The 23223-nt window shown below is 65.4% G+C and carries 18 protein-coding genes; 9 read left to right on the top strand and 9 right to left on the bottom strand.

What is annotated here, in order from left to right; genetic code table 11:
* Positions 1 to 211: 211 nt before the first annotated feature.
* Entirely contained in the window at positions 212 to 1657 is a 1446-nt protein-coding gene (aldA, locus tag KZJ38_RS17280) for an aldehyde dehydrogenase (protein ID WP_219797413.1), read from the bottom strand.
* Between the two features lie 377 nt (positions 1658 to 2034).
* On the opposite strand from aldA, the gene KZJ38_RS17275 reads away from it, so the two are divergent.
* Both KZJ38_RS17275 and KZJ38_RS17270 read left to right on the top strand, forming a co-directional pair.
* Positions 2035 to 2439: a heme-binding protein gene (locus tag KZJ38_RS17275; protein WP_219797412.1), complete on the top strand. Its 405-nt coding sequence runs from the start codon at positions 2035 to 2037 to the stop codon at positions 2437 to 2439.
* Between the two features lie 135 nt (positions 2440 to 2574).
* On the top strand, positions 2575 to 4755 hold the full coding sequence (locus KZJ38_RS17270) for a malate synthase G (RefSeq protein WP_219797411.1): 2181 nt from the start codon (positions 2575 to 2577) through the stop codon (positions 4753 to 4755).
* Positions 4756 to 4898: 143 nt separating this feature from the next.
* Here the strand turns inward: KZJ38_RS17270 and asnB are convergent, their stop codons facing one another.
* Entirely contained in the window at positions 4899 to 6737 is a 1839-nt protein-coding gene (gene asnB, locus KZJ38_RS17265) for an asparagine synthase (glutamine-hydrolyzing) (RefSeq protein WP_219797410.1), read from the bottom strand.
* A gap of 274 nt (positions 6738 to 7011) precedes the next feature.
* Here asnB and KZJ38_RS17260 point away from each other — a divergent pair, with 274 nt between their 5' ends.
* Together KZJ38_RS17260 and KZJ38_RS17255 are read left to right on the top strand one after the other, a co-directional pair.
* Positions 7012 to 8751: an alkaline phosphatase family protein gene (locus KZJ38_RS17260; RefSeq protein ID WP_246641523.1), complete on the top strand. Its 1740-nt coding sequence runs from the start codon at positions 7012 to 7014 to the stop codon at positions 8749 to 8751.
* A gap of 181 nt (positions 8752 to 8932) precedes the next feature.
* A complete protein-coding gene (locus tag KZJ38_RS17255; protein WP_219797409.1) occupies positions 8933 to 9799 on the top strand; it encodes an intradiol ring-cleavage dioxygenase in 867 nt (288 codons plus the stop codon).
* Here KZJ38_RS17255 and KZJ38_RS17250 read toward each other — a convergent pair.
* Positions 9796 to 10767 carry a polysaccharide deacetylase family protein gene (locus tag KZJ38_RS17250; protein WP_219797408.1) on the bottom strand — a complete coding sequence of 324 codons (972 nt, stop codon included), beginning with the start codon at positions 10765 to 10767 and terminating at the stop codon, positions 9796 to 9798. The genes KZJ38_RS17255 and KZJ38_RS17250 overlap by 4 nt on opposite strands.
* Positions 10768 to 11156: 389 nt before the next feature.
* On the opposite strand from KZJ38_RS17250, the gene KZJ38_RS17245 reads away from it, so the two are divergent.
* From KZJ38_RS17245 to KZJ38_RS17225, 5 genes are all read left to right on the top strand, one after another.
* On the top strand, positions 11157 to 11936 hold the full coding sequence (locus tag KZJ38_RS17245) for a GntR family transcriptional regulator (protein WP_219797407.1): 780 nt from the start codon (positions 11157 to 11159) through the stop codon (positions 11934 to 11936).
* A gap of 95 nt (positions 11937 to 12031) precedes the next feature.
* Positions 12032 to 13141: a BMP family ABC transporter substrate-binding protein gene (locus KZJ38_RS17240; RefSeq protein ID WP_219797406.1), complete on the top strand. Its 1110-nt coding sequence runs from the start codon at positions 12032 to 12034 to the stop codon at positions 13139 to 13141.
* A 35-nt stretch (positions 13142 to 13176) separates the two neighbouring features.
* A complete protein-coding gene (locus tag KZJ38_RS17235; protein ID WP_219797405.1) occupies positions 13177 to 14325 on the top strand; it encodes an ABC transporter permease in 1149 nt (382 codons plus the stop codon).
* Positions 14325 to 15254 (top strand): ABC transporter permease, encoded by a 930-nt coding sequence (locus tag KZJ38_RS17230; RefSeq protein WP_246641791.1) that lies wholly within the window; start codon positions 14325 to 14327, stop codon positions 15252 to 15254. The genes KZJ38_RS17235 and KZJ38_RS17230 overlap by 1 nt, the downstream gene beginning before the upstream one ends.
* 61 nt (positions 15255 to 15315) lie before the next feature.
* The gene (locus KZJ38_RS17225) at positions 15316 to 16902 is read left to right on the top strand and encodes an ABC transporter ATP-binding protein (RefSeq protein WP_246641522.1); all 1587 of its coding nucleotides are present in this window, start codon (positions 15316 to 15318) and stop codon (positions 16900 to 16902) included.
* A gap of 81 nt (positions 16903 to 16983) precedes the next feature.
* Here the strand turns inward: KZJ38_RS17225 and KZJ38_RS17220 are convergent, their stop codons facing one another.
* The 6 genes from KZJ38_RS17220 to KZJ38_RS17195 all read right to left on the bottom strand — a co-directional run bounded on the left by KZJ38_RS17220 (position 16984) and on the right by KZJ38_RS17195 (position 23035).
* The gene (locus KZJ38_RS17220; protein WP_219797404.1) at positions 16984 to 18480 is read right to left on the bottom strand and encodes an amidohydrolase family protein; all 1497 of its coding nucleotides are present in this window, start codon (positions 18478 to 18480) and stop codon (positions 16984 to 16986) included.
* 149 nt (positions 18481 to 18629) lie between these two features.
* Positions 18630 to 19796, bottom strand: coding sequence for a DUF1501 domain-containing protein (locus KZJ38_RS17215; protein ID WP_219797403.1), 1167 nt, complete (start codon positions 19794 to 19796; stop codon positions 18630 to 18632).
* Between the two features lie 2 nt (positions 19797 to 19798).
* Positions 19799 to 21361 carry a DUF1800 domain-containing protein gene (locus KZJ38_RS17210; RefSeq protein ID WP_219797402.1) on the bottom strand — a complete coding sequence of 521 codons (1563 nt, stop codon included), beginning with the start codon at positions 21359 to 21361 and terminating at the stop codon, positions 19799 to 19801.
* 75 nt (positions 21362 to 21436) lie between these two features.
* Positions 21437 to 21952 (bottom strand): periplasmic heavy metal sensor, encoded by a 516-nt coding sequence (locus tag KZJ38_RS17205; RefSeq protein WP_219797401.1) that lies wholly within the window; start codon positions 21950 to 21952, stop codon positions 21437 to 21439.
* On the bottom strand, positions 21949 to 22422 hold the full coding sequence (locus tag KZJ38_RS17200) for a hypothetical protein (RefSeq protein ID WP_219797400.1): 474 nt from the start codon (positions 22420 to 22422) through the stop codon (positions 21949 to 21951). Before KZJ38_RS17200 ends, KZJ38_RS17205 begins: the two co-directional genes overlap by 4 nt.
* Complete coding sequence (locus KZJ38_RS17195) at positions 22412 to 23035, bottom strand: RNA polymerase sigma factor (RefSeq protein ID WP_219800413.1); 624 nt, start codon at positions 23033 to 23035, stop codon at positions 22412 to 22414. The genes KZJ38_RS17200 and KZJ38_RS17195 overlap by 11 nt, the downstream gene beginning before the upstream one ends.
* Positions 23036 to 23223 lie beyond the last annotated feature (188 nt).

The following is a 23223-nucleotide window of genomic DNA, read 5'->3' as shown; positions in this document are numbered from 1 at the left end:
GGGACTCGCGACGCTGGACGAGTTACTAATCATAGGATGCACTTCGCAAATTTTCGACCGCATTGCGCGGCCATTTCTTGATCTGACGCAGACTGCCGCACATGCGCGGCAGTCTGCGTCGGGCGAAGCAAAGCTGTCGAATTGTCAAATGGGTGTGACGTAAGGGTCGCATTGAAGCGTCACACCGAAGCGTCACGCCGAGGGTCAAACATCACGCATTCAGATAAATCGTCTTCGTGCGCACATACGCTTCAAGACCGTACTTGCCGTCCTCACCGCCGAGGCCGCTATCGCCATAGCCATGATGGAAGCCTTGCGGCGCTTCGCCATTCGTCCGGTTCACATAGATCTCTCCGAAGTTCAGTTCAGCCGACGTGCGCATCAGCACGCCGATGTCCTTCGTAAACAGATACGCCGAGAGCCCATAGTTCGAATCGTTCGCGAATTCCAGTGCTTCGTCGAAGTTCTTTATTTTCAGCACGGAAACGACGGGACCGAACACTTCGGCATGCACGATCTCCATCTGGTGCGTGACGCCCGTCAGCAGCGTCGGCTGATAGAAATGCCCCTGATCGTACAGGCCGCCCGTCAGGCGCCCGCCGCCGATATGCACTTTCGCGCCTTGCTGCACGGCTTTCGACACCATGGCATCGACCTTTTCGACTTCGACCTTGCTGACCTTCGGGCCCATGTCGGTCGTTTCGTCGTCCGGGTCGCCGACTTTCATCGCCTTGATCTTCTTTGTGACGAGTTCGAGAAAGCGGTCATAGACGGCTTCGTGCACATACGTGCGCTCGTTCGCGGTGCACACCTGGCCCGCGTTCAGAAAGCGCGCTTCGACGGCGGCCGTGGCCGCGAGCTCGAGGTCCGCATCGGCAAGCACGATAAACGGCGCCTTGCCGCCGAGTTCGAGCCGAACTTCCTTCAGCGTCGGCGCGGCGGCGGCCATGATCTGCTTGCCGGCGCGCGTGCTGCCCGTCATCGTGATCAGCTTGACGGCCGGGTGCGTAACGAGCCGTTCGCCGGTGCGGATGCCGCCGCTCAAAATATTGACGACGCCCGGTGGAATGCCGGCTTCGGCGATCAGCTTGCCGATTTCGAGCGACGTGATGGGCGTGAGCTCATGTGGCTTCAGCACGATCGTATTGCCGGCCGCGATAGCGGGCGCTACCTTGCGCGCGAGCAGCGCCGCCGGGAAGTTCCACGCGGTGATGCCGCCGATCACGCCGTGCGGCAGCTTTTCGATCAGGATTTTTTCGCCGGGGCGGCTGCCGGGCACGATATCGCCTTCGATGCGGCGCGCGTTTTCAGCGGCAAAGCGGTTCAGCTGGATCGCAAAGTCGATTTCACCGCGCGCTTCGCGGATCGGCTTGCCCACTTCCTTCGTGAGCAGGCGCGCAAGGTGCTCGCGGTCGCGTTGCATCAGTTCATTGAGGCGCAGCAGACAATCGGCGCGCTCGAGCGCGGTGCGGCGGCTCCATGCGGGAAACGCGGCTTGCGCCGCCTCAACTGCGCGATCGACGTCGGCGTCGGTGGCATCGGCTACGGTGGCGATCGTCTCGCCGGTCGCTGGACTGCGTATCGTCAGGCGTTCGCCGCCCTTCGATTGCATCCAGTCGCCGTTGATGAAAAGCGAATACTGTTGGGTCGTACTCATGCGTGGTCACCTTTGGCTGAGGGGTTGCCGTTCAGTGCGCGAAGCGAGCTGCATCGCGCGCGGCGTTGATCCGATGCGTGCGCATCGAATGCTCACGATAGACCCGGGCAGGCCGCATTCGTTGCTTTAAATTCGCGCAACAATCGGCGGCACCCGGCCGCAATCCGGCCACCAGGCGACCATCAAGTGACTATCAAGCGGCCGACGTCGCGCGCTGTCGGCCGGCTTTCGACTGCCCGCTCGATACACAAAACGCATTTCAAAGTGGTACTCTCGCCCCCGAACCCGCGTTTCGGCCGCATTTCGGTGTGATTGACCGGGAACGGCCATTGCCTGTGGTAAATAGTGCAAATCTATAATCGAAAGGAAAATCGAATATGTTGAGCAAGCCCACGCTTTCCGTCGCCGAAACGACGCGCATTCTGGACGCAGCCCGCGCTGAAGCGGAGAAGAACAAATGGGCCGTCACGATTGCGGTTGCCGACGACGGAGGCCATCTTCTCGCGCTGCTGCGCCTCGACGGCTGCGCGCCGATCGGCGCCTATATCGCGACTGAAAAGGCCCGCACGGCAGCGCTCGGACGCCGCGAATCGAAGCAGTACGAGGACATGATCAACGGCGGCCGCACCGCGTTTCTGTCCGCGCCGCTCGCCGGCGCGCTCGAAGGCGGCGTGCCGATCGTGGTCGACGGCCAGGTGGTCGGCGCCGTCGGCGTGTCCGGCGTGAAGGCGCCCGAAGACGCGCAGATCGCCCGCGCCGGCGTACAGAGCGTTGCCGGCTGACGGATCGCGCGCCCAGCCCGCGCGCGGTCAGTTAGCGTAATTCAGTGGTATCAAAGCGGAATAAAGCGGAAGCAAAGCCGTAAACAAGCGGTATCCCACTCGCCCCAACGAAACAGCAGACAGGAAGTAGCGATAATGACTCAGCCAAAGATGATTCAGCGCGGCGGCCTGCAAGTGGCCGCCAATCTCGACCAGTTCATCGAAAAGGAAGCGCTGCCAGGCACCGGCGTCGAAAGCGCCGCGTTCTGGGCCGGCTTCGACAAGCTCGTGCACGACCTCGCGCCGAAAAACCGCGCGTTGCTCGCCGAGCGCGAGCGCCTGCAGCGCGAGCTCGACACGTGGCACCGCGCGCATCCGGGACCGGTGCGCGACGCGAAGGCGTACCGCACGTTCCTCGAAGACATCGGTTATATCGTGCCGTCGCCGGCGCGCGTGCAGGCCACGACCGACCATGTCGACACCGAAATCGCCGAACAGGCGGGCCCGCAGCTCGTCGTCCCGTTGTCGAATGCGCGCTATGCGCTGAACGCCGCGAATGCGCGCTGGGGCAGTCTTTATGACGCGCTCTACGGCACCGATGCGATTCCCGATACCGACGGCGCCGAACGCAAGGCCGGCTTCAACCCGGCGCGCGGCGCACGCGTGATTGCTTACGCGCGCGCGTTCCTCGATCAGGCGGCGCCGCTCGCGAACGGTTCGCACGCCGATGCGACGCGCTATGCGGTCGAAGGCGGCAAGCTTGTCGTCACGCTGAAGAGCGGCAGCAGCGCGCTGCGCGATACGGCGCAATTCGCGGGCTTCCAGGGCGACGCGGCGGCGCCGACCGCAGTGCTGCTCAAGCATAACGGCCTGCATTTCGAAATCCAGATCGATGCAGCCGATTCGATCGGCAAGACCGATGCCGCACATGTCAAAGATGTGCTCGTCGAAGCAGCCGTGACGACGATCATCGATTGCGAAGACTCGGTAGCGGCCGTCGATGCCGACGACAAGGTCGAGCTCTATCGCAACTGGCTCGGCCTGATGAACGGTACGCTGACCGAAGAAGTGACGAAGGGCGGCAAGACGTTTACGCGGCGCCTGAACGCGGATCGCGAATACCAGCGTGCGGACGGCTCGAAGCTCACGCTGCACGGCCGCTCGCTGCTGTTTATCCGCAACGTCGGCCATCTGATGACGAACCCGTCCGTGGTCGATCGCGACGGCAACGAGATTCCGGAAGGCATACTCGACGGCGTGATTACGACGCTGTGCGCGCTGCACGATCGCAAGCACAAGCTGAATTCGCGCACGGGCTCGATCTATATCGTGAAGCCGAAGATGCACGGCCCCGATGAAGTCGCATTCGCCAATGAGCTGTTCGGCCGCGTCGAAGACGTGCTCGGTCTGGCGCGCAACACCATGAAAATGGGCATCATGGACGAGGAGCGCCGCACGAGCGTGAACCTGCTCGCGTGTATCGGCCAGGCGTCGGCGCGTGTCGCGTTCATCAACACGGGCTTCCTCGATCGCACCGGCGACGAGATGCATACGTCGATGGAGGCGGGCCCGATGCTGCGCAAGGGCGATATGAAGTCGACCGCATGGATTGCCGCGTACGAGCGCAGCAACGTGCTGGTCGGTCTGGCGGCGGGCCTGCGCGGCCGCGCGCAGATCGGCAAGGGCATGTGGGCCATGCCGGACCTGATGGCCGCGATGCTCGAACAGAAGATCGTGCATCCGAAGGCCGGCGCGAACACGGCGTGGGTGCCGTCGCCGACCGCAGCGACGCTGCATGCGCTGCACTATCACCAGGTCGACGTGCAGGCGGTCCAGCAGCAGCTCGAGCGCACCGACTACGCGAGCGTGCGCGACGAACTGCTGGGCGGCCTGCTGACGGTGCCGGTGGTCGAGAAAGCGCAGTGGAGCGCCGACGAGATCCGCCAGGAGATCGAGAACAATGCGCAGGGCATTCTCGGCTACGTGGTGCGCTGGATCGACCAGGGCGTCGGCTGCTCGAAGGTGCCGGACATTCATAACGTCGGCCTGATGGAAGACCGCGCGACGCTGCGTATCTCGAGCCAGCACATCGCGAACTGGCTGCATCACGGCGTCGTGACGCGCGAGCAGGTCGAAGAGACGTTCCGCCGCATGGCGAAGATGGTCGATCAGCAGAATGCCGGCGATTCGCACTACCAGCCGATGGCGCCGAACTACGATGCGTCGCTTGCATTCAAGGCCGCATGCGCGCTTGTGTTCGAAGGGCGTGAGCAGCCGAGCGGGTATACGGAACCGCTGCTGCACAAGTTCCGTCTCGAGCTGAAGGCGAAGGCCTGAGGCACACGCTCAGGTACGCACTTAGGTACGCTGAAGTAGACACGCTCGCTCCCCCGCGTTGCGTGTAGTTTGATCCGCGAATCCGCTCACCGGCCGGCGTGGCCCGCGCCGGTGAGCGGCGCACGCGAGTGTCCCCGACAAGCTCACACGATGATTTCGACGTCGTGGCGCTCGAGCCAATCCACAAGCGCAAGCGTGTGATCGACGTCGACTCTGTGCCAGTTGATACTGGATTCCCCCACCGGTTTATCGATCAGGCTGCGCATGGCATCGCGGTCGAATTGCTGCTGCACGCGAGGCGAAGGATTCGCGAGCAGATCGGCCATTCTCTGCTGCAGCATCCGTTCATAAGCCGGATCCTGCGTCGCCGGATACGCGCTTTTTTTGCGCTGCAGAATCGCGTCGGGCAGCAGGTCCCGACAGGCGGCGCGCAACAGGCTCTTCTCGCGTCCGTCGAAGCTTTTCATTTCCCACGGCACGTTGAACAGGTACTGCACGAGTTCGTGATCGCAGTACGGCACGCGCACTTCGAGGCCGACTGCCATGCTCAGGCGATCCTTGCGATCGAGCAGGTTCGGCAGCCAGCAGGTCAGGCCGAGAAAAGAAAGCTCGCGTCTGCGTTGGGCAAGAGCCGTTTCGCCCGGCAGCGTGGGTGTTGCGTGGCAGACCTGATCGTGCGTATCGGCCCAGTATTCGGGCACACGTAGCGCATTGCAAAGCTCGGGCGTCAGCACACGCGCCGGGTCTGCGAGGCCCATTTTCCAGGGCAGCGTCTTTGCCTCGAGAAATTGCGGCTGATGGTGCCAGCGATAGCCGCCGAACACTTCGTCGGCCGCTTCGCCTGAAAGCGCAACCGTCGAGTCGCGGCGCACCGTGTTAAACAGCAGATACGCCGACGGACACATATCGCTGCCGATTTTCCAGTTCGCATCGTAGGCGTCGACGACTGCGCGCCGTACTTCAGGCGCGGCGATCTGCGCCGTATCGAGCACGATTTCCGTATGTTGCGTGCGCAATTGTTCGACAAACGCGCGCACGAACGGCGTATCGCGCGAATCGCGCGAGTGATCCGCGCCGAACGGCACGCCACGCTCGGGGAAATCGACCGAGTAGGTGCGCAAGGCGTGGCCATCGCGCTGCCTCAGGCGCTTATCGGCAAGCGCCGTGACCGCCGATGAATCGAGGCCGCCCGACAGCAGGCTGCATAGCGGCACATCCGTCACGGTTTGCTGCTCGATGATCCGTTCGAGATGCGCGCGCACGGTGTCGATCGTGACGTCGAGCGAATCGGTATGCTCGCGTGCTTCCAGTTTCCAGTAGCAGCGCTCGTTCAAGCCATCACGCGATACGCGCACGATATGGCCGGGTTTCACTTCACGCATGCCGTCGTAAATCGCGTCGCCGGGCATACGGGTCACGCTGAGCGCGCGCCGCAACCCGTCGAGCCCGACGTGCGGGCGCATCTGCGGATGCGCAAGAATCGCCTTAGGCTCGGAGCCGAACAGCACGCCGCGGCCGAACGGCTGGTAAAACAGCGGCTTGACGCCGAGCCGGTCGCGCACAAGCAGCAACTGCTCTTTGCGTACGTCCCAGATTGCAAACGCGAACATGCCGACCAATCGCTCGGCGCACGCTTCGCCCCATTCGAGATACGCGCGTAACACGACTTCGGTGTCGCTTTTCGTTCGAAACGTGTGTCCATGCCGTTTCAGCGTCTCGCGCAGTTCGACGTAGTTGTAGACCTCGCCGCTGTACGTGAGGCACGCAATGGTCTTGCTGTCTTCGACGGCGCGCATCGGCTGCGCGCCGCCTTCGAGATCGATCACCGACAGCCTGCGATGGCCGAGCGCCGCATGCGCGTCGATCCAGATGCCGCGTGCGTCGGGGCCGCGTAAGGCCATCGTGTCCGTCATCGTTTGAACGATGGGCTGCTCGTCTTTCAGGTTGCGTCCGTAATCAACCCATCCTGCAATACCGCACATAAGTTGTCCTCGCTGTCACATATACGGATAACGCTTCGACGAGGTGCGAATTCCTCGACAGCAATGCGACTGCACATGAGAGGCAGGCGATGCATCGCGCCTGTCGGTTAACAGAACCTTAAGCAAAAAATGCTGTTGCGCAAATGCTTCGATATTCGAGTGCATTGGCGCAATTCAGCGAGATGAAAGCGATAAATCACGGAAACGACTTGATCGGCCTTCACATTCGCCATCGATTACCAAGTATTACTTCACCACCTGAAAGGACGAAGACATGAAGACGATCAGGAAATCGATGCGTGTGCGGTACATGGTTGGCGCGATTGCAGTCTCGCTTGCGGCGATGCATACGGCCGGTGCGGCGGCCGGTACTGCGATGATGATGGGCAACGGACAGGATCACAACGGACACAACGAAGGCAGCGAAGGCAACGGCCATCATGGCGCGGCGGTAAAGCACGTGCTGCTGATCAGCTTCGACGGCTTGCACGAACAGGACGTCGCACGCTGTGTCGCCGCGAATGCCTGCCCGAATCTCGCGCTGCTCGCAAAAGACGGCACCACCTACACGAACGCGCACACGCCCGGTTTGTCGGACTCGTTTCCGGGTCTTGCCGCGCTGGTGACCGGCGGTTCGCCGAAAACGGCCGGGCTCTTTTACGACGTGTCGTACGACCGCACGCTGTATGCGCCGTCGGACACGCAGTGCACGGGCAAGCAGGGGTGGAACGTCGTGTTCGACGAGACCACGGGTATCGACGCGGAAAACGGCGGGGCGCTGATTCACCTCGACGGCGGCGGTGCGTTCAACCCGCAGGCGATTCCGCACGCGCGCGTGAATGGCGCCTGTGTGCAAGTGTTTCCGCACAATTACGTGAAGACGAATACGCTTTTCGAGGTGGTCAAAGAAAACATGCGCGGCGCGCGTACCGCGTGGTCCGACAAACACGCGTTTGGTTATGACTGGCTCAACGGGCCGTCGGGCAGGGGCGTCGACGATCTCGCGCGCACCGAGATCAACTCGATCGATCCGGCCACGAAGAGCGACTACACGGACGTCTTCACGCACACCGAAACCTTCGATAATTTCCACGTGCAGGAGATGCTCAACGAGATCGACGGCAAGGATTCGACGGGGCAGACGGGCGCAGCCGTGCCCACCGTGTTCGGCGCCGACTTCCAGACCCTGAGCGTGGCGCAGAAGGCGACGGTCGCGAGCGGAGGCGGATATCTCGATGCCGATTTCACGCCGGGACCGCAAGTGAGCGCGGCGATCACCTACATTGATAATTCGCTGGGCCGCGTCGTGGCCGAACTCAAACAGCGCGACCTGTATGCCTCGACGGCGATCATCGTGACGTCGAAGCACGGCCAGTCGCCGACCGATCACACGAAGCTCGTGAAAAACGGCGACACGCTGACGAAGCTGCTCGAAGCGAATAACTTTCTCGACCCGAACGGCAACTTCGGCCAGGCCGCGACGAAGAGCGGCAATCTGAACGACGGTACCGGTCTTGTCGATACCGGCTTCGTGCAAACCGACGACGTCGGCCTGATCTGGCTGCGCGATCAGAGCCAGCGCGCAGCAGTCGTGAAGACGCTGAAGGACAACCTCAGCTGCAACGCGCCGGGCATCTGCGCGGACGGGCCGCAGGCTTATATCCTGTCGGGTCCGCAACTGGCCGCGCGCTTCGGCAATCCGGCGCTTGGCCGTACGCCGGACATCATCGTGCAGCCGAATCCTGGCGTGATTTATACGTCGAGCACGTCGAAGGACGAAGAGCACGGCGGCAATGCGCCCGACGACAGCCACCTCGGTCTGGTGGTCTACGTGCCTGATGCGCACGGTACGCACGGCGCGCACAATGCGGGCCGCACGATCGACGCGCCGGTACTGACCACCCAGGTTGCGCCGACCATTCTTCGCGTGCTCGGCCTCGAGCCTGAACTGCTGCATTCGGTCGCGCTCGAAGGCACGCCGGTGCTGCCGCAGTTCGATCGCGGCCGCTTTTAAGTCGACGTGATACGTAGCCGCCGGCGCGAGCACTTCGCGTCGGCGCTACATTGCTTCGCATACCGGAGTTTCAGGTTGCCGGCAGCGCTTCCATGCCTGTGTCATGATCGGATTACGCTGGGTTGACGCTCAATCCACACTGAGTTCGCGCTCAAGCACTTCTCACACAGGGGCACGCATCATGCGTAATCTGGACGAAAACACGATCACCGATGCCGTGCTCGCAAGGCATGAACACGTGGGCAACGCGAGGCTGACGGAGATTGCCGGCAGCCTTGTACGTCACTTGCATGCATTCGCACGCGAAGTGAACCTCACCGAAAGCGAATGGGAACAGGGTATTCGCTTTCTCACCGACGTCGGTCACATGACCGATGAGAAGCGCCAGGAATTTATCCTGCTCTCGGACACGCTCGGCCTGTCGACGCTGGTGGTCGCGATGGCGAACCGCAAACCTGCCGGCTGCACGGAGGCAACCGTGTTCGGCCCGTTCTTTGTCGAAGGCGCACCCGAGTATGAAAACGGCGCCGATGTCGCGAACGGCGCAACGGGTGTGCCGTGTTTCGTGTCGGGGAAAATCAGGGGCCTCTACGGCGAGCCTGTGCCGAATGCGCGCATCGAAGTGTGGCAGGCCGACGCCGATGGTCTCTACGACGTTCAATATCCCGACGACGGCGAGCATCGCGGCCGCGGCGTGCTGCACAGCCGCGCGGACGGCAGCTACCACTTCCGCTCGATTGTCGGCGAGCCGTACCCTATTCCGCACGACGGGCCGGTCGGCCGCATGCTCGATGCGCTGGGCCGCCATCCGTGGCGGCCCGCGCATCTGCATTTCATGATCACGGCGCCCGGTTATGAACGGCTCGTCACGCATGTGTTCCGCGAAGGCGACCCGTATCTGGACTCGGATGCGGTGTTCGGCGTGCGGTCGTCGCTGATCGCGCCGTGGTTGCAGCATGAGGCAGGCGTGGCGCCGGATGGGACGCGGATGGCAACGCCGTTTTACACGCTCGAGTTCGATTTCGTGCTGAATCGCGCAGCGCTTTAGCGTGGCCTGACGTCTGTCCGCACGAGACCGGCGCTTTCCATTGCATCCATATGGCGCGCGATCGCGCCGGGCGTCGTGATCCATACGTCGCCTTGCGCGCGGGCTGCCGCGATATGTTTTAGCGCTCGCCGCAGGTGCCGCAGCCGGTAGGGCTGGCCGACCAGGTACGGATGCAGCGCAATACCCATGACGAGCGCCTGCGGGTGCCGGCTCGCCTGCACCTGCTCGCGCATTTCGTCGAACTGATCGATGATCATGTCGGCGAACGCGCAGCCGTCCAGATGGCGGCCGATCATCATCGGCAGATCGTTGAGTTCCTGCGGATAAGGAATCGACCAGAGCGGGCCGCTGCGCGTGGCCATGCGCACCGGGCGATCGTCGTGACACCAGTTCAGCGTATAGCGGTAGCCGGTCTCGGCAAGCAGATCGGGTGTTGCGTGGGACTCCGAAATCCATGGCGACAGCCAGCCGGCCGGCGGCGTGCCCGCATGCGCGGCGATCCGGTCCCGGCAATGCGCGAGCAGCGCCCGCTCGTCGGCTTCCGCAAGCGTGCCCTGGCGTTGTGAATTCGTATGGCCGTGGCCGATCAGTTCGTCACCGCGTGCAATGCATGCGTCGATCACTTCGGGACAATGGTCGTACAGCGCGGTGTTGATCAGCACGCCGGCCGGCATGTCGAGCTGATCGAACAGCTCGAGGCAGCGCCACACGCCGACCCGGTTGCCATACTCGCGCCAACTGTAATTGAGCACGTCGGGCTCCGGGGATACCGGCCCGAGCGCGGCGCCCAGACCGCCGCCGAATGCGAAGTGCTCGATATTGAAGCCCAGATAGACGGCGAGCCGTTTGTCGCCGGGCCAGCTGAACGTGTCGGTATCGGTGATCGCGCGATAGGAAAAGCGGCCGTGTGTCGCAAGCGGACCGATCTCAGCCGTGCCGGCGGTGGGGACGTCGAAGGTTTCTTTCATGTTTTTGACGATTGTGACAAGGATCGTGCGGCGCAAGAAATCGCCCGCGCCGGGATCGGTTGTCCTGAGCGTTTGCCCGAAAAACGCTGTCGACAATACGTCGCTTTATCGTATCCATCAAGCAGTCAAAAAGGTGGTCCAAAACGGGGTGAAGATTCGCCGAATTGGCGCATTCACGCGCTAACAGCGGGCGCGATGCGACCGATACGGCGCAATCGCGGCGTCGATCAAGCCGATGCGACGTACACGGCACGCGCAGAGCGCATCAGGCTGCAGAACGTCTTGCATACGAAACGCATCGATCTGGCATACATGTTGCGATCCTTCGCGTCCATTTTCCGGCGCAACGCAATGCGCGGCCGGTCCCGTCTCTCTCACCGATCTCTTTCATGACGTCAGTCAGCCGAGCCGATGTCGCCTATCTGTCGATGCGGCAAGCCATCGTCGAGCAGGCGCTCGTGCCGGGCACGAAGCTGCCGGAGGATGCGCTCGCGGCGCATTTCGGCGTGAGCCGTACGCTGATTCGCGCGGCGCTCGCGCGGCTCGCGAACGAAGGCTTGATCGATACCGGCAACAAGCGCAGCGCGACCGTGGCGCGGCCCAGCCGCGAGGAAGCGAAGGCGGTGTTCGAGGTGCGCCGCTGCCTCGAGGTCGAGGTCGTGCGTCTCGTGGCCCAGAACTGGCAGCCCGCCTTCGTCGCGTTACTCGATGAACATGTGCGCCGCGAAGAGGCGGCGCGCGGCGCGGGCGCAAAGCTCGAACTGCGCGTCGCGAGCGAATTCCACATGCTGCTCGCGCAACTGAGCGGCAACGCGTTGATGGAGCGCTACGTATCGGAGGTCGTGTCGCGTTGCTCGCTGATTCTCGCGGTGCATGGGCACGAGCCGTCGCAGGAGTGCGGCATGCGCGAGCACCGCACGCTGATCGCGGCGCTGCGCAAGCGCGACGTCGCGCTTGCGCAGCAATTGATGAGCGACCATCTGCAAGCGCTCGAAGCGCGTTCGCTGGTCGATCGCGCAGAGGCGGCGCGGCCCGACATCGTCGACATTCTCGGGCGCTATTCAGCCGCTTTTGCGCCCGCCGACCAGTCGCCGGCACGCGCGGGGGCCGGCGCCCGCAAGCCGCGCGCGGCGCGCGAGCGGTCCGCGAAGCGAGCCGGAAGCGCATGAGGCCGTGCGCCGGTCTTACGCGACGCAACCTTACTTTCACACACGCCTGAACACACTCACCGAGCCAATCGGATAAACGCCTGGAGCGAACGCAGATGAAGCAGCAGATCAATCGACGACAATTTCTCGCGCTGTCCGGCGCAGGGGCGGTCGGCCTTGCCACCGGCATGATGCCGCGACTCGCGGCCGCGAAGGACAAACTGACGATCGGCATCGTATACGTCGGGCCGCGCGACGATTTCGGCTGGAACCAGTCGCATGCGCTTGCGGCGCAAGCGCTGCGGTCGCTGCCGAACGTCAACGTGGTCGAAGAAGAGAACGTGCCCGAAACGATCGCCGTGCGCAAAAGCATGGAGTCGATGGTTCAGCTCGACGGCGCGTCGCTGATTCTCGGCACGTCGTTCGGCTACTTCGATCCCTACATGGTGGAGCTCGCGCGCGCCTATCCCGACGTACAGTTCCGCCACGCGAGCAGGCTCTGGGATCCGGCGAAGCATCCGAACAACCTCGGCGGCTATTTCGCCTATCGCGACCAGGGGCACTACGTGAACGGCGTGGCTGCTGGCCTGTCGACGAAAACCAATCAGATCGGCTATGTCGCGGCGAAGCCGATCGGCATCGTGTTGCGCACGATCAACTCGTTCATGCTTGGCGTACGCAAGGTGAATCCGCATGCATCGGTCAAATTGATCTTCACCGGAGACTGGACGCTGCCGGTGCGCGAAGCCGAAGCGACCAATGCGCTGATTGCCGGCGGCTGCGATGTGATCGCGTGCCATGTCGACAGTCCGAAGGTGGTCGTCGAAACGGCGGAGCAGCATGGCGTGAAGAGCTGCGGCCACAACACGTCGCAGGCGGCGCTCGCGCCGAAAGGTTTCATCACCGGCGCCGAGGCGAAGTGGGACACCGCGTACAAGGGCTATGCGGCCGATATTGCCGCGGGCCGCAAGCTGCCGAATGCGCTGTACGGGGGATACGACAAGGATCTGGTCGCGAGCACGCCGTTCGGCGCGGGCGCGACGCCGGCGGCGCGCAACGCGGCGCTCGCGGCAATCGCCGATCTGAAAGCGGGCAAGCCGATCTATGTCGGTCCGATCCGCAGCAACACGGGCAAGATCGTGATCGACAGGACGTACGGCAATTACGATCCGTTCCTCGACCAGACCAACTACCTCGTCGAAGGTGTGGTCGGTTCGATCGCCTGATCGACGCCCGCTTCTCATTCACTGTGCAACCGGTTATGGCGAGCGAGTCGACCCAATCCATTACGTCGCCGGCGACTGCCGCCGGCCTTCACGACCGTGGCGACCGGTTCATGCCGGTGCGCCAGAGCGCCGAAATGCTGGCGATTTCGGCGCTCGCGGTGGGCGGCGCCGCGGCGATCTTTTCCGTGCTGCTGCTCGCACTCGGCGTGGCGCCCGGCGAATTCTTCGAACTGTTGTGGCGTGGCGGCTTCGGCACGTGGTTCTCGCTGCAGAACACGCTCGTGCGGGCTGCGCCGCTCGTGTTCACCGCGTTGGCCGTCGCGATACCGGCCCAGCTCGGTCTGGTCGTAATTGGCGGCGAGGGCGCACTCGTGCTCGGCGGCTTTGCGGCTGCGTGCGCGGCCTTACCGTTCGGCGGCGGCGGTGCGCCCGCGCTCGTCACGATCGCGATGGTTGCCGCCGCGCTCGCGAGTGGCGCCGCGTGGATCGGCGCGGTTGGCGCACTCCGGCATTTCCGCGGCGTGAACGAGACCATCTCGAGCCTGCTGATGTCGTATCTCGCGATCGCAATCCTGAACTTCTTCGTCGAAGGACCGTTGCGCGATCCGGCCAGTCCGATCAAATCGTCGACGCGGCCGATCGGCGACGCGAACATGGTCGGCAATATTCCCGGCACGAGCGTGCATTGGGGGTTGGCGGCAAGCGTCGTGCTCGCGATTGCCGCCTGGGTGCTGATGCGCCGCACGACGTTCGGCTTCGCGGCGCGGCTCACCGGCGGCAACCTGCGTGCCGCACGCGCGCAGGGGCTGCCGGTCGGACGGCTGATCGTCGCGGCTTGCGCACTGGCCGGCGCGTGCGCGGGGCTCGCCGGTTATTTCGAGGTCGCGGCAGTGCAGGGCCGTGCGAATGCATCGCTTGCGGCGGGCTACGGCTTTTCCGGCATTCTCGTCTCGTTTCTCGCACGCCATCATGCGCTTGCGATCGTGCCGGTTGCGATCCTGGTCGGCGGCATTTCGGCGTCGGGCGGCTTGATCCAGCGGCGGCTGGATCTGCCCGATGCGACCGTGCTGCTGCTGCAAGGCACGCTGTTCGTGGTGCTGCTCGTCAGCGAAACGCTTTATGGGCGTTTCGCGATTTTCCGGGCTGCCGCGCGCGGCGTGCCCGACATCGATGGAAAGCCATGATGGTCACGACCGATATCGGCATCTGGGCGGTGCCGCTCGCCATGCTTGCCGGCGCGATCCGCGTCTCGACGCCATTCCTGTTCGTCAGCCTTGGCGAATGTCTGACCGAGAAGTCCGGCCGTATCAATCTGGGTCTCGAGGGCACGCTCGTGTTCGGTGCGATGGCGGCCTATGCCGTGAGCTTCCACACGCATTCTCCATGGCTCGGCACGCTATGCGCCGGCTTTGCCGGCGCGGCATTCGGCGCTTTGCACGGCGCGATATGCCGGTTGCCGCGCGTGAGCGACATCGCGATCGGCATTGCGATGATGCTGTTCGGCACGGGCCTCGCGTTCTTTTTCGGCAAGCCGTATATCCAGCCCGATGCGCCGCATCTGCCGTCGCTCGCGTTTGGCGCCTGGTCGGCGCTGCCGCAGGTGCGGGCGGCGCTGCAGATCAATCCGTTGTTTCCGATCGGCATTGCGCTGGCATTCGGGTTCACATGGGCGCTGCGGCGCACTCGCTGGGGACTCGTCGTGCGCATGTGCGGCGATTCGGCGAGCGCGGCGCGGGCGGCCGGTTATCGGGTCGACAGTGTGCGGCTCGCGGTGACCGCACTGGGCGGGTTTATGGCCGGTGTGGGCGGCGCGTTTCTCTCGCTGTCGTATCCGGGCAGCTGGAGCGAGGGACTGTCGTCGGGGCAGGGGATGATGGCGGTCGCGCTCGTGATCTTCGCGCGCTGGCATCCGCTCGGCTGTGTCGGTGCCGCGCTGCTGTTCGGCGCGGCGGGCGCGCTCGGCCCCGCGTTGCAAAGCATCGGCGTGACGTCGGGTTACTACTTTTTCAACGCGGCGCCTTATCTGCTGACGCTCGTCGTGCTCATCGTCTCGTCGTCGCCGCGCCGCAATCTCAAGGGCGCGCCGGCCGAACTGTCGATTACGCGCCGATGAAACGGACTGGCGCCGACGCGCCCGCGCTCCGAAATACCGTTGAGTTTTCCAGGTGTCGACCATGACGCAATCTTCCGCCGCATCCACTGCGCCGCTCGCCGGCGACTCGCCCGGCCGTTCCGGGATCGTGCTCGAAACGGTCGGCATCGCGAAGCATTTCGGCGCGCACGTCGCGCTCGACGATGTATCGATCAAGGTGCGCGCGGGCACGATTCACGCGCTGCTCGGCGAGAACGGCGCGGGCAAGTCGACGCTCGTCAAGTGCATCATGGGCGAGCATAAAGCGACGCGCGGACAGATTCTGCTCGATAACCGCGAGGTGTCGATCGACGGCATCCGCGACGCCCACCGGCGCGGCATGGGCATGGTCTATCAGCACTTTACGCTCGTGCCTTCGCTGAGCGCCGCGGAGAATCTGGTGATGGCGCGCTCCGACGTGCCATCGCTGATCGACTGGCGCGCGGAAAAGCGCGATCTGCTCGCCTTTCTCGAACGCATGCCGTTTCGCCTGCCGCTCGAGCGCAGCGTCGCGAGCTTTTCGGCGGGCGAGCGGCAAAAGCTCGAAATCCTGAAGCAGCTCTATCTCGCGCGGCGCCTGCTGATACTCGACGAGCCGACTTCGGCGCTGACGCCCGGCGAGGCCGACGAGGTGCTTGCGCTATTGCGCTCGCTCACGCGCAGCGACGGGCTCACGGTCATCATGATCAGCCACAAGTTTCGCGAGGTGACGCAATACGCGGACGAAGTCAGCGTGCTTCGGCGCGGCAAGCTGGCGGGCGCCGGCACGGTCGGCGCATTGTCGGTCGATGCGATGAGCCGCATGATGGTCGGCGACGCGGTGCTGCGCGAAGCCGCGCCGCGGCGCGCGTGGGATGTCGCGCAGCATGCGGTCGCGCTCGAACTCGAGGGCGTGAGCGCGGCTGACGACGACGGCCGACCCGCGGTACGCGATGTGGATCTGTCCGTGCATGCCGGCGAAGTGGTCGGTGTTGCCGGCGTGTCGGGCAACGGCCAGGCGCAGCTCGTCGAAGTGCTGTCGGGGCAGCGTGCGGCAAGCGGCGGCCGGATTTTCGTCGACGGCAAGGCGTATCGGCCGCGCCGCGCGCAGATGCGTGCCGGCAAGGTGTTTTGCCTGCCTGAGGAGCCGTTGCGCAATGCCGCGGTCGCGCATATGACGGTGGCCGAGAACATCGCGTTTCGCGTGTTCGACGAGCCCGGTTTGCGCGGCTTTTGCGGCTGGCTGTCGCCCGCGCGCATCCGCCGGCATGCGCTGAGCCGGATCGCCGCGTATCGCGTGAAGACGGCGTCGCCCGACGAACCGATCGGCAATCTGTCGGGCGGCAATGTGCAGCGCGCGATCCTCTCGCGCGAGCTGTCCGGTGAGGTCGACGTGCTGATCGTCGCGAATCCGTGTTTCGGTCTCGACTTCGCGTCCGCGGCGGAGATTCGCGCGCGCATCGTCGAGCAGCGCAACCGCGGCGCGGCCGTACTGCTGATCTCGGAAGACCTCGACGAGATTCTCGAACTCGCGGACCGCATTGCAGTCATGAGCGAAGGACGCATCGTGTACGACGCGCCCGCGCGCGAGACCGATCAGCCGACGATCGCGCGCGCGATGGCCGGCGAGGCACTAGCCCGGCGCGCGTAAATCGTCGTTTTACGGGTGTGCCGGTGAACGCCGCGCGCCGTGCACAATGCCTGCGCGCCGCTGGGCCGGGCGCCTTGCCGGTCAGCAGCAGCCGAACCAGGCGCTCGTTCGATAGAACGGGCCGAGATCCTCGGACAGCGCGTCGAGCGTCTCGCGCCATGCATGCACCGACGGTTGCGCGGCGATGCGCGCGCGTAACTGACCGACGAGTTCGGCGCGCAACGCCGCCTCGTCGATACCTTGCAGGCGGCCGCCGGCGACCACGGTGCGCCCGCCGATCACCACTGTATCGATATGCGCGCCGCTGCCGCGCGCGAGCAACAGCTCGAACGGCTCGACCGGGAACAGCGCGTCGTCGTCGAGCGCGTCCCAGTCGACGAGCACGAAATCGGCGGCCGCGCCGGGCTCGAGCCGCCCGCCGGGCAGCGCGCCGGCACGCGCGCCGAGCACGCTGCGCCGGCCGTTTTGCGCGGCGAACGCCCACAGCTGCGCGCGCGTCATGGTCACGTCGAAGCCCCAGCCGCGGTGCAGCTGGTAAGCGAGGCGCAGCTCGCGCAGCGCGTCGTTGTCTTCGTCGACGCCCGTGCAGTCGAGGCCGAGCGCGATCTGGCAAGCGTGCCGCACCATGTCGGGCACCGGCGCGATGCCGGATTTCAGATACAGATTCGAACTGGTGTTGACGGCGATCGTCACGCCGCGCTCGGCGAGCTGCGCGAGTTCGTCGGGACGCGCGTGGACGCAATGCGCGAGCGTGAGCCGCGGACTCAGCAGGCCGAGTTCGTCGAGATAGCGAACGATACCTTCCGGATGCGCGCGGTCGGCCCATTCGCGCTGATAGCGTGTTTCGAGCAGATGCAAATGGATCGGGCGGTCATGGTCGGCCGACGCGCGCGCGATCGCCTCGAGCAGCGGCGTCGAGCACCACTGGACGCCGGTCGGACCGTATTGGACCGTCACATGCTCGCCGTAGCCTTCGCTGTCGATCAGGTGCGCGAGGTCGTCGACGAGCGCGAGCTGCTGCTGGACGGACACCGGCTTCACGGAGAGCTGTGCGGCCACCGCGCTGCGAATGGAGGGGCGCAACGCGGCAAGCGCGGTCGCGTCGTCGCAATAGGCGATGCCTTGCCGGTCGCGCATCGCTACGGCGAAGCCGATGCGATTGCCGATATCGCGGGCAGCGCGCGCGACCGCGCGTGCTTCGTCGAGATAGGGCATGCCGCCCTGCACGCGTGTGTAATGCACCATCAGATTCGCTACGCCGTGACGCACCGATCGGGCGAATGCGGCCGCGGCGCTCAGATACGGATCGGCGCCCGGTGCGAGACCCATGAACGGCAGCCAGCTTTCGAGCGGCTTGTCGAATGCGCCGACGCTCGCGCTGCGCAGATAGCGGCCGTGATCGTGCGCATTGCTGAGCGCGGGCAGCGCCACGCGCCGTGTCTGCGCGTATGCGGACGGGTCGGGAGCCGGCGTAATCGCGGCAATGCGGCCGGCTTCGACGGTCATGCGCATGTCGGCTTGCGCGGGCACGGTTCCAGGGTCGGCGAGTAGCCAGCTGCAGTCGAACGAGGTGCTCATCGGCGGGGGCTCTGGTTGGGGGGGCGCGGTTCGGGTAACACGGTCGCGCCTCATGGGCGCGGGTCGTGCGGGCAAATTCGGTGTGCCCGATTCTAACCAGCCAGAAAAAGCCGCGGCGCGACACCAGGCAATGCGATGGCGGCCGCCTGTTACGCGCGCACGAGCCCCGCGATCGGCCGCTGCGCGACCGTTTGTCCGAACAGCGCCGCCGCCGTGCGTTGCGGATCGAGCCGCAAACTATCCGCGGCCACGCCCGCAATTAACGTATCGAGCGCGGCCGTCGGCTTCAGATCGCGTCCTTCGTACAGATCCGCTTTGCGCAGCCCCGGCCAGTCCGCGATCACGCGGCCGCCCGCCACGGCGCCGCCAACCAGCATCGCTGCCGATGCGGTGCCGTGATCGGTGCCGCCCGTGCCGTTTTCGGCCGCGGTGCGTCCGAACTCGGTGGCGACCAGCACGGTTGTGTGCGCCCATTGCGGGCCGAGCCCGTCGCGCAGTGCGGCGAGCAGCGCATCGAGGCCTTTTAGCGTGGTCGCGAGACGTTGCGTTTGCGCGCTATGCGTGTCCCAGCCGGCGGTTTCGATCATCGCGATGCGCGGCCCGTCGTCGCGTGCGAGCAGCGTCGCGGCGAATTTACCGAGCGTGCCGGCGTCCTGACGCGCGCGCGTGCCCGAATCGCCGACCATCGCGCGCGTCGCCGTCGCCGCTTCCCATAGGGGTTTTAATTGCGCGTCGTGCTGATAGAGCTGGGTGACGCGCATCATCAGGTCGTCCTGCGCGGGCGGCAATGCGGAGGGTGCGTATGACGTGACCGCCGTTCTGCCACGCAGCGCCATCGGCACCGACGGCGCGAAGGCGATCGCATCGGGACCATGCGGCAGCAGTCCGGCGAGCCGGTTCAGCCAGCCGTCCTTCACCTGATACGGCGTTGTGCCGCCGGTTTCGAGCACGTTCTGTCCGTCGAAATGCGAGCGATCGCGATACGGCGACGCGACTGCGTGCACGAATAAAGCTTCGCGTGCCGCATACATCTTTGCGGTCTCGGCGAGCGACGGATGCAGCGCAAACATGCCGTCAAGCTTCACCGTGTTCGCCTGATCCATTGCGAGCGAACCGCGCAGCGGCACATACGCGGGGTCGCCGTACGGCATCACGATATTGAGTCCATCGGCCGCGCCGCGCTGGATCACGAACACGAAGCGGCGTTCGGTATCGGCGCGCGCGAAGGCGACATTCGGTATCGAAAGCGGCGAGATCAGCAACGCGCCCGCGCCGGTGGCCGCAACGTGAATAAAACGTCGGCGGGAAATCGCCATGCTTACCTCCGCTGGAAATCGGGTGACACGAATAGCAACGCAAACGCCGTCGATGCGCTTTCGGCGCGCGACACGGCCGTCGCCGTCGGCATGCTGAGCGAGCCCGCGAACAGATGGTCGCCGAGCGTGCGCGCATCGAGCCGGTCGCCGACGCGCGACGCGAGCCGCTGCGCGAGCTCGACACGACGCAGCAGCGCATCGGGCGATGCCCAGCTTGCCGCGACGTCGTCGTAGCCGGCGGGGGAGCCCGGCCGCCAGATCGGCTGGCCCAGCTGCGTGAAGAGCGGCGCAGTTTGCAGATCGCCGAGGTCCTGCCAGCCGAGACCGCGCATCGCCGAAATCGTCCACTCCCACGGCGATTTGAATTTGGCGGACGCCGGCGACCATGCTTGTGGAGACTCGATCAACGCGCGATAGACGGTCGGCAGATCGCCGCCGCTTTGCGTGAACGCGTTCGCGACGCGCGAGACGACGTCGGGCGGCGGCGTGTCCGAGATGAAGTGGCGCGCGAGTTTGTCGGCGACGTGATGCGCCGTTGCCGGCGACGATGCGAAGTCGTGCAGAACAGCGAGCGGCTGTGCTTCGCCGGTCTGATCGTACTGGCGGCCGATGATGGTGCGCGTACCGGGCTCGTGCTGGGCGATACGGAACACGAAGCGGCCCGGTTCGGCTGCGTTGGCGCGGCCGCCCGCGCCATTTGCGCCGCCTGTGCGTACCGGCGGCAACGCAACGCTCCAGCCCGTCATCGCGCGCGCGAATTCGGTGACGTCCTGCTGCGTGTAGCCGCTGCGCGCACCGAGCGTATGCAGTTCCATGATCTCGCGCGCGAGATTTTCATTGAGTCCGCGCGGGCGCGTCGGATTACGCTCGGCGGCACGCATTGCCGCGATGCTGTCGGGACCGACCGAGTTGGTCTGGTCGAGAAAAAACTGCATCGCCGGATGGCGTTCGACGGCGACCAGCATGTCTTCGAAGCGGCCGAGCACATGCGGGCGGATCGCTTCGGCTTCGAATGCGCCGGCCAGCACGGCGACTTGCGGCTTTTCCGTCGAGATCGCGAAGTGGTTCGCCCAGAAGTGAACGAGGCGTTCGACGAACGGCGTTTGCGTGTTTAGCGCGCTTAGTACGCGTGCGTTGACCGCGTCGCGGTAGGTGGTAACGATGTCGGTGCGCAGGGCTTTGCGCGCTTGTTGGGCCTCGGTGGTCGGTGCACCGGCGTTCGCGGATGCTGATTGTGGCGCTTGCGTTGACTGCGTGGATTGCGCTGTTTGTGCTGTCTGCGCGCCGCCTCCCATATTGTTCGCCATACTGATCGCGCCCGAGGCCGCCGCGTCCTTTCCGGTTCTGCGCATGTCGCGCACTTCGCGACGCCGCTGCACGTAGTCGACGATCAGCGCTGCCGAATCGGGTTCGCGCGACCATGCCGGCGGCCGTGGATCGTAGTGGTCGAACTGCGCGAGCAGCCACGCTTTCGGGTCGGGCGGCACGGGCTCGTTGGCCTTTGCGCCGAGCCCGAAGCGGTTCAGCGCGATGGCAGCGGCGTGTGCGTCAGCTGAATCGTTCATCGGCAATCCTCTGGAAGCGTCGACTATGTCCGTTAAACGGGAGCCGCGCGCCGATCCGTCGCCGCGCTCGACAATTTATCGGCTGGCCGCGTTCGACGCCGGTTGTTGTTTCGGCGCAGGTTGCCGCCATTGACCGTATTCGCGCAGGCTATCCGCGAACTGCGCGCGCTCTTGCGGCGACAACGAGGCGGCGAAATCGGCCACGCCTTGCTCGACGCGCGCACGCAGTGCTTCATCGGCATTGCGCGTGCGGGCCAGCGCGGCGTCGAGCGCGGGGCGGTTGAGCTCCGGCTCGCCGAGCAGACGCAGCACATCGCGGCGTCCTTCGCGGCCGGAGCGCACATAGGTGCGGCCGTCGCGGCGCGCCTGCTGCAAGTCCTGCGCGAATTGCTGGCGGCGTTCGTCGGAGAGCTGGGCGGCGGCGAAGCGCAATGCGTGTTGCTGCGTCTGCACCTGCGTTTGGACGGCGCCCGCGGCGGCGTGAGGACGGCTCGCGAACCATTGATAGGTGCCGCCCGCTATCGCGCCGAGCAGAAAGATGTTGAGCACGAGCGACGCGATAAGCGTCCATTTCAGTGAATGTCCGTTCATTCTCCACTCCAATCGGCGGTGGTGCCGTCGAAGCTCGTAGCGAGCGACGGTGCGTCCGACGCCGTAGCGGGCGTCGTGCCGTGCGGCGGGCCGCCCGCGAGCAGCGCGAACGAGACGACGAACGCGCCGGCCAGTACGCCCGCGAGGCCCGCGCCGATCAAGGCGGCGCCGGACCACCAGACGCGTGCGCGCGGCGAGCGCGCCGCCACACCGCGTGATACGAGGCCGCGCGGCGCCGGCGCCCATGCCGGGGCGGAGGCGATGATGCGGCGTGTCAACGCGGCGTCCGGTTGCGGCGGCGCGTCGGTGGCGAGCCATGCGTCGAGTTGCGCGGAAGCGCTGAGCAGCGCGTGCGCTTCGTCTTGATGCGCGTCGGCCCACGCGAGCGCGGCCGCGCGCTCGCCGGCTGGCCAGTGGCGCGCATCGGCGCCGTATGCATCGACGATCGCGCGGAATCGGTCAGGTGTCATCGGATGTCCTTGGGCGTGTGTTGGGTAGGTGTGGCGCGGCCGGTTGTGCCGGCGATGCCGGCATCGAAGCGGGCGCCGCGGCCAGAGACGCGCGCAAATTGCGCCGCGCCCGCGACAGCAAACTCTCGAGCGCTTCGACCGTGATGCCCATCACGGCGGCCGCGTCGAGATTCGACAGTTCCTGGTAGTACTGCAGCACGATCGCCTCGCGCTGCCGCGCGGGCAGGGCCGCGAGCGCGGCGCGCACATTTGCGTCGCGCGCGTGCGCTTCGAGGCGCGCATCGGGCAGCGGGCCCGGATCGACGCTGTCGGGCAGTTCGTCGACGGGTTCGTCGCGGCTCGCGCGCAAGCGGTCGTAGCAGAGGTTCAGCGCGACGCGGTGCAGCCACGTGTCGAAGCGCGCCTCGCCTTCGCGCCAGCGCGGCGCGTGCTTCCAGATCCGCACGAACGCTTCCTGCGCGATATCTTCGGCTTCCATACGGTCTCCGAGCATCCGTGTCGCAAGCGCGAGCAGCCGCGGCAGCTTGCGCGCGACGAGCGCGCGCACCGCGGCAGGCTCGGCGCGGGCGACTCGTGCGAGGAGGGCCGCGTCGGGGTCTGCTTCAGAGGGCACTTTAGAGCCCGCATCAGAGCCCGCATCAGGGTCCGCGTCAGAGCCCGCATCAGGGCCGCGTTCGGCGTCGTTCAATGCGCGGCGTCCTGTTCGATGTGCCGGGTGATCGTGTGCTGCGCGCTGCGCATCCTGTTCGCTCCCTGTTGGTATGGGCGGGTATCGGCTCGTTTACCCTTTAACGCGCGGCC

Origin of the sequence: Paraburkholderia edwinii (genome assembly GCF_019428685.1) — a bacterium.
GTDB classification, from domain to species: Bacteria; Pseudomonadota; Gammaproteobacteria; order Burkholderiales; family Burkholderiaceae; genus Paraburkholderia; species Paraburkholderia edwinii.
This window is presented reverse-complemented; position numbering and strand designations above follow the sequence as displayed.